The organism is Kaistella sp. (genome assembly GCF_032060305.1).
GTDB classification, from domain to species: Bacteria; Bacteroidota; Bacteroidia; order Flavobacteriales; family Weeksellaceae; genus Kaistella; species Kaistella yananensis.
This window is the reverse complement of record NZ_DAMBHK010000042.1, coordinates 5,457-12,218: the sequence shown is the minus strand read 5'-3', so window position 1 is coordinate 12,218 and position 6,762 is coordinate 5,457. Positions and strand designations below refer to the sequence as shown.

Sequence of the window (6,762 nt, the reverse complement as noted above, 5' to 3'; positions counted from 1 at the left end):
AAACGTACAGCCATCGCGACTGCATCCGAAGTTCGTGCATCCATTATCAGCTCTTCGTTATTAGTTTTGTTTTTAAAATTCAGATTTGAAAAAAATACCCCGTCGATAATTTGGTAAATAATAACAGAAACCAGCTCATAATTGGTAATCGACACAAATTTGGCAAACAAATCGTGAGTTAACGGGCGCGGCGGATGAATATCTTTCTCTAATCCCAAAGAAATAGACTGGGCCTCAAAATTTCCTATCACTACAGGCAGTTTCACTTTGGTTTCCTCATGCTCCAAAAGGAGTGCATAAGCACCGGACTGTGTTTGGCTGTAAGAAATCCCGCGTATGATTAATCTTTTGTAATCCATAGCTACAAATATAATTGAATTTTTAGATTTGAAATTAGTTTAAAAATATTTATTGAAATACTTGATTAAAAACAGCATTTTTCATCAGGTTTGGGGCAGATTATCAATATTGATTTCGATGAGGAACGAACTGCCGGTTTCGCTCTCTGTTTTACTGAATTTAGCATTCATAAAACGAATCCGCGAATCGATATTACCAAATCCTATTCCTTTGTTATTTTTCTTCATTTCAAAGCCTTTGCCGTTATCTTTCACTGATACTGTAATATGAGGATGCCGGTGCGTAATCATTACTTCAGCAGTTTTGGCTTCTGCATGTTTGATGATATTGTTTACCAATTCCTGCACAATTCTGTAAATGTGAGTTTCTATGACTTTATCAAGTTCAATACGTTCCCCCGTAGAAGTAAATCTGATTGGAATTCCGTAAACATTTTCAATTTTCATACAGAAATTCTGCAGGGCGGTAATCAAGCCAAAATTGGTAATAGAAGATGGCGAAAGGTTATGCGAAATTTCCCTGATCTGGATACAGGATTTATCGATTATCTGTGTTACATCCCGGAGGACCTCTTCATTTTCGGGGTTTTTGTTCTTGAGTTTTAGATAGGCCAGGTTATATTTTATGGCAGATAAATCTCCTGCAATGCCATCGTGCAGCTCTTCTGCAATTCTTTTACGTTCTTTCTCCTCACCTTCCAGCAGTCCCTGGAGTTTGCTGATTTGCTGCTGATGCCGGTGTTTTGTTACGCTAACATTAATGCGGTTTCTTTCTTCATTTATCAGTTTTACTTTGTGGGCCAAACCAAGGCTGAAAAAAATAGTTTCAATAATATTTCCGATGAAGAAAAATGTGATTGGATTTTCCATACCGAGCGACGGAATAAAACTTCCGGCCAGCGCTATTAAAGCACAGAGAACAAATACCACAACACCAATTAGAAAAAAGAATTTGTGCTCTCCGGAACGCTGTATCGCCCGCAAAAGAGTAAGAACAAAGATAACAAGCATTACCGGAACGTAGATATAAAGGTAAAGCGTAACAAAAAAATCGGCATTCCGCATCGCAAAACTTAATGCAGCGAATCCAAAGAACAGATAAGCCATAAGTTTAACGACCCATTTGGTTCGTTTAAAATATTTCTTGGCATTCTTATCAAAATCCAGGAAATAAAATGCAAAGATTGAATAAAAGGTGTAAAAAATGATTGGAACAAGGAAGTTAAGAATGCTCGTAATCATCTCAGCGTCCTCGCTGCCGAAAATTGGTTTTAAGAGGTCTTCAAATCCGTAGTAGACTGTATCGGAGCGGCTCAGCACATAAATAATCAGAAAAATATTATAAAGTCCGTAATACTTGAAACTCTTGTCGCGCAGGTACAAAAAGATCACTCCACTGACAATAATGAACAGCAACTGGAAAGATATAGCCATGTTCCAAACAAACACTTCCATCCTGATAATTGTTAACCTGAAATCTCTTTTGAAAGTAAATTTACTTATTTTTTGATGAGGAATATGTTAAAAAATAATCTTTAAGAAAATACTTTCATGAACACAAAAAAACGCTGAAAAAATTTCAGCGTTTTCAGTAACAACTATTGAGGCTTACATTAACCTTTCAATGCTTTGATTTTCTGAGTAAGTTCCGGAATAATCTGGAACGCATCGCCAACAATTCCGTAATCTGCTGACTTGAAGAACGGCGCTTCGGGATCGCTGTTGATTACAACAATGGTTTTAGAAGAGTTAACTCCCGCCAAATGCTGAATTGCACCCGAAATACCTACTGCGATGTAAAGATTCGGAGCAATTGCTTTTCCGGTTTGCCCAACGTGCTCAGAATGCGGTCTCCAACCGATATCCGAAACAGGTTTCGAACATGCAGTTGCTGCACCTAAAGTCGCTGCAAGATCTTCAATCATTCCCCAGTTTTCCGGTCCTTTCATTCCACGTCCGGCAGAAACTACTACTTCAGCTTCTTTAAGATCAAGTTTTCCTGAACTTTGTTCGTGAGAAAGTACTTTGGTATCTTCATTTTCGATGGTCAGATTTTTTACTTCCTCAGTTCCTGAAGCAGGATTTTCTTTCACACCAAAAGCATTCTGTGAAACGGTTACAATAACGCCCGACGCATCAGCTTTAGCATGCATAAATCCTTTTCCTGAAAATGCTCTTCTCTTTACCTGGAAAGGCGTAACGCTTTCCGGAGCTTCTAAAACATTGGTAATTAAAGAATAATTCTTCATAATCGCCAACATGGGTGCAACAGAAGAAGCGTCGGTCGTGTGAGGAAACACAATGATCTTTCCGTCAGCAACTTCACTTACTGCTTTTGCGTAAGCTTTTGCACTGAAGTTTTTCAACCCTTCATCCTTGATATTGATGACTTTATCTGCACCATATTTATACAAAAGGTCTGATGAATCTGTAGGGTTCACGGAAATTGCAGTCACTGTTTCACCAAGCTGACCAGCTACTGTTTTTGCATACGAAACCGCCTCGAAAGCAGCTTTCTTGTAAATTCCGTTTATATTTTCTGCGTATACGAATACTGCCATTTTTTTCAATTTTAAATGTTGAACTTAGATTAAATCACTTTTGCCTCTTCGTGAAGAAGCCTTACCAACTCACCGATATTATCGGCAGCAACCATTTTCACCGCTGCTCTTGCAGGTACCGCATCGTAAGAAACACCTTCCACTTTAACCTCCGAACCTACCGGCTCCTGAATATGCAATGGTTTTGTTCTTGCCGACATAATTCCTCTCATGTTCGGGATGATTAAATCTTTTTCGTCTACCATTCCTTTCTGTCCTGCGATAACTGCGGGTAATTTCACCGAAATGGTTTCTTTTCCACCTTCAATTTCTCTTACTGCATTTACTTCAGAACCGTTTACTTCAAGACCTACACATGCATTTACGAAAGGCTGATCGAGTAACTGAGCTACCATTCCCGGTACCGCACCACCGTTATAATCAATGGATTCTTTACCGCAAAGGATTAAATCGTAGCCGCCATTTTTAGCAATATTCGCAATCTCTGTCGCTACAGAAAAACTGTCTTTAGCTTCTGTATTTACTCTGATGGCATCATTTGCTCCAATAGCCAGTGCTTTTCTGATAACAGCCTCTGTTGAAGCGTCTCCTACATTCACAACTGTTACCGTAGCTCCCTGAGATTCTTGTAGCTTAACTGCTTTTGTTAAAGAGAATTCGTCCAGAGGATTAATTACCCACTGGATTCCGTTTTTGTCGAACGCAGATTTATCTGCTGTAAAATTAATTTTTGAAGTAGTATCCGGAACACTACTGATACAAACTAATATTTTCATGTGTTTATTATTTTTGATTTTTGGTTTTTAAGCCGAAGTTTTTTTATAAAATGTACGGTTGTAATTTTCGCTAAGATAAAAATAATATATTATGCATGCATAGCATTTAGCAAAAATTTGATATTTTATACATAATTAACTGTTTGGTTTGGAAGGTCTGATCTCGATCTTACTTGGCAAAGCACGTGGATTCATTTTGAAAATATCAACAACCAGTTCGCCCAGATCTTCAGGTTGAATTTTCCATGCATCTTTATCAGAAGGGTCATTACCATTAAAATAAGTGGAAACCGAACCAGGCATAATGGTTGAAACTTTGATGTTGTATTTACGCAAATCGATCATTGCAGCCTGCGTGAAGCCTACCACTCCGAATTTAGAAGCGTTGTATCCGCTACCTTTTTCAAAGAAATTGGCTCCGGCCAAGCTTGAAATACTGATGAAATAACCCTCAGATTTTTTGAGTTCATCCACCGAGGCTTTCAGCGTATGAAAAACACCACTAAGGTTAGTATCGATCATATCATTCCATTCCTCTAACGAAAGTTCGTCAACAGGTTTGAAAATTCCGAGACCTGCATTTGCGATGACATAATCTAATCTGCCGAATTTTTTTATAATTTCTGAAACTGCAGTTTTTTCGTCCTCAAAATTTTTAACGTCAGAGGCAATGCCAAAAACTTTTGAATCATCTTCCGATAATATTCTGGCTGCTTCTTCCGCGTCTTCCTGTTTTCTGCCGGAAACCGCGACTTTAATTCCGTGTTTAAGTAAAACCTGGGCAATTCCGAAACCAATTCCTTTGGTTCCGCCGGTGATATAAGCTACTTTATCTTTCATCTTTTTCTGATTTTTAATTGTTAAAAAAATGCCTCAGAATGAGGCATTATAATGTTATGCTTTCGCGTAATTTTCAAAGAAAAGCGGAATACTTTCGATTCCTTTATAGAAATTAAATAATCCATAATGCTCATTCGGCGAGTGAATAGCATCGGAATCTAAACCGAATCCCATCAAAACAGATTTAGCTCCCAAAACCTGCTCAAACATCGCTGTAATGGGGATACTTCCGCCACTTCTGTACGGTAAAACTTCTTTACCGAAAGCCGTTTCCATCGCTTTTTTCGCTGCCAGAAATTCTTTGGTATCGCTTGGTAAAACGTATGGCATTCCGCCGTGATGTGGATTCACTTTTACTTTTACGTTGGCAGGAGCAATTTTTTCAAAATATTTGGTGAATTTTTCCGTGATTTCTTCCGGAGTTTGGTAAGGAACCAAACGCATGGAAATTTTAGCAAAAGCTTTGCTTGGAATTACTGTTTTCGCACCTTCGCCGGTGTAGCCACCCCAAATTCCGTTACAGTCTAAAGTTGGGCGGATCGAAGTTCTTTCTAAAGTTGTATAACCTGTTTCCCCTTCTACTCCGTTCAATCCGATTGATTTTTTGAAACCTTCGGGATCATCTTTCAGCTTATTCATTTCTGCTCTTTCTTCCTCGGAAACCACATCTACATTATCGTAAAATCCGTCGATGGTGATGTGTCCGTTTTCGTCAATTAAATTGGCGATCATTCGGGAAAGCACATGAATTGGATTTGGAACCGCACCGCCATAAAGTCCGGAATGGAGATCTCTGTTTGGTCCTTCCACTTCCACTTCAACATAACTCAAACCGCGCAAACCGGTAGTTACTGTAGGCTGTTCGTTCGAATAAATATGCGTATCGGAAATTAAAATCGTGTCGCAGGCAAGTTTCTCGGTGTTTTGTTTCACGAAACCTTCCAGACTTTTAGAGCCTACTTCTTCTTCACCTTCCAATATAAATTTCACGTTGCATGGCAAAGTATTGGTTTTCATCATGGCTTCAAACGCCTTTACATGCATGAAAAACTGGCCTTTATCATCCGCTGCCCCTCTGGCAAAAATAGCGCCTTCCGGATGGAGTGCTGTTTTTTCGATATAAGGTTCAAATGGTGGTTTTGTCCATAATTCCAGCGGATCTGGCGGCTGCACATCGTAGTGACCGTACACAAGAACAGTTGGTAAATTTTTATCTAAGATTTTTTCCCCATAAACAATAGGATAACCTTCGGTTGGACAAACTTCCACATGATCTGCACCTGCATTTTTCAGGTGTTTGGCAACTTCATCAGCGCATTTCAGCACTTCGTCTTTGTATGCAGGATCTGCAGAAATCGATGCAATCTTCAGCAGTTCAAAGAGTTCATCAACGTACCGCTGTTTATTTTCGTTGATGTAATTTAGGGTTTCTTGCATTTTATTTTTACTTAAATTATTAAAAATCGAATCTTGTAAAAATAAAAAAAATGTCCTGCATAAGCAAGACATCTCCTTCTTTTTATATAATACGGTGTACTATTTTACAGCTGTTTTTGTACTGTCTGCAGTAATTTGTACTTCTTTTACGTCAGCAGTTCTCACTGAATCCTGAGCCACTGCAGAATCGGCAACATTAGCGGCAGGAGCTTCAACATAAGTGCCTTTTACATCATCAGAATATCTTTCTGCACCTTCTTCCATTTTCAGAACTCCTTTATTGGAACCTGCCTGAATTTTTTTACAGCTCACCACAAAACTTGCACATGCAAAAACTAAAATAATTTTTTTCATAAGTAATTTCTATTTTTTTATAAAGTCTTATGCAACCGCTGAATATGCATTATGAACCATGGCGATCCCAGATCAACTTTTTGATTGGCCAAAAGTAAGAAATATTACGATTTGCCCCAAATATTTAAAAGATTATTCAACAGATTTTAAAATAATTCTCCCTTTCTGGGTTTGGGTAAAAATTAAATAGGTTTTTCCGCCATCTGAAATCTTATATTTTTTCTTAATTTCATCGGGTGAAAGCGGATAATTCTTCGAAATAATATTGAATTTTTCGCCTTTTAGAATCTGTTTTGGCGCAGTAACACCAACCTTCAGCACTCTTCCCGGAAAATCTTGAACCACCTCATCCGATGTATAAAAATGGGTGTTCACATGAAGCTTTAAAAGTTTAAACTTTTTTGCAACAGTATTGAAAGCCCCCGATTTTAAAAC

General features: G+C 38.3%; 8 protein-coding genes. All 8 read right to left on the bottom strand.

Annotated features, from left to right (window positions below):
- A partial coding sequence (locus V5N63_RS07415) for a bifunctional nuclease family protein (protein WP_332033438.1) occupies positions 1-359 on the bottom strand: 359 nt, incomplete at its 3' end.
- Positions 360-443: 84 nt separating this feature from the next.
- A complete protein-coding gene (locus tag V5N63_RS07410) occupies positions 444-1,814 on the bottom strand; it encodes a sensor histidine kinase (RefSeq protein WP_332033437.1) in 1,371 nt (456 codons plus the stop codon).
- Between the two features lie 158 nt (positions 1,815-1,972).
- A complete protein-coding gene (locus V5N63_RS07405; RefSeq protein WP_332033436.1) occupies positions 1,973-2,920 on the bottom strand; it encodes an electron transfer flavoprotein subunit alpha/FixB family protein in 948 nt (315 codons plus the stop codon).
- 29 nt (positions 2,921-2,949) lie between these two features.
- The gene (locus V5N63_RS07400; RefSeq protein WP_332033435.1) at positions 2,950-3,696 is read right to left on the bottom strand and encodes an electron transfer flavoprotein subunit beta/FixA family protein; all 747 of its coding nucleotides are present in this window, start codon (positions 3,694-3,696) and stop codon (positions 2,950-2,952) included.
- 135 nt (positions 3,697-3,831) lie between these two features.
- Positions 3,832-4,536, bottom strand: a complete 705-nt coding sequence (locus tag V5N63_RS07395; RefSeq protein ID WP_332033434.1) for an SDR family oxidoreductase — start codon at positions 4,534-4,536, stop codon at positions 3,832-3,834.
- A 54-nt stretch (positions 4,537-4,590) separates the two neighbouring features.
- Positions 4,591-5,973 carry a dipeptidase gene (locus V5N63_RS07390; protein WP_332033433.1) on the bottom strand — a complete coding sequence of 461 codons (1,383 nt, stop codon included), beginning with the start codon at positions 5,971-5,973 and terminating at the stop codon, positions 4,591-4,593.
- Between the two features lie 99 nt (positions 5,974-6,072).
- Complete coding sequence (locus V5N63_RS07385; RefSeq protein WP_332033432.1) at positions 6,073-6,327, bottom strand: hypothetical protein; 255 nt, start codon at positions 6,325-6,327, stop codon at positions 6,073-6,075.
- A gap of 132 nt (positions 6,328-6,459) precedes the next feature.
- Positions 6,460-6,762, bottom strand: a 303-nt coding sequence (locus V5N63_RS07380) for a THUMP-like domain-containing protein (protein WP_442905788.1), incomplete at its 5' end; no start/stop codon positions are given.

Coding starts and splice junctions, on each gene's coding strand:
- V5N63_RS07395 (WP_332033434.1), bottom strand. CDS start 4,536: ATGAAAGATAAAGTAGCTTATATCACCGGCGGAACCAAAGGAATTGGT.
- V5N63_RS07410 (WP_332033437.1), bottom strand. CDS start 1,814: ATGGAAGTGTTTGTTTGGAACATGGCTATATCTTTCCAGTTGCTGTTC.
- V5N63_RS07385 (WP_332033432.1), bottom strand. CDS start 6,327: ATGAAAAAAATTATTTTAGTTTTTGCATGTGCAAGTTTTGTGGTGAGC.
- V5N63_RS07405 (WP_332033436.1), bottom strand. CDS start 2,920: ATGGCAGTATTCGTATACGCAGAAAATATAAACGGAATTTACAAGAAA.
- V5N63_RS07390 (WP_332033433.1), bottom strand. CDS start 5,973: ATGCAAGAAACCCTAAATTACATCAACGAAAATAAACAGCGGTACGTT.
- V5N63_RS07400 (WP_332033435.1), bottom strand. CDS start 3,696: ATGAAAATATTAGTTTGTATCAGTAGTGTTCCGGATACTACTTCAAAA.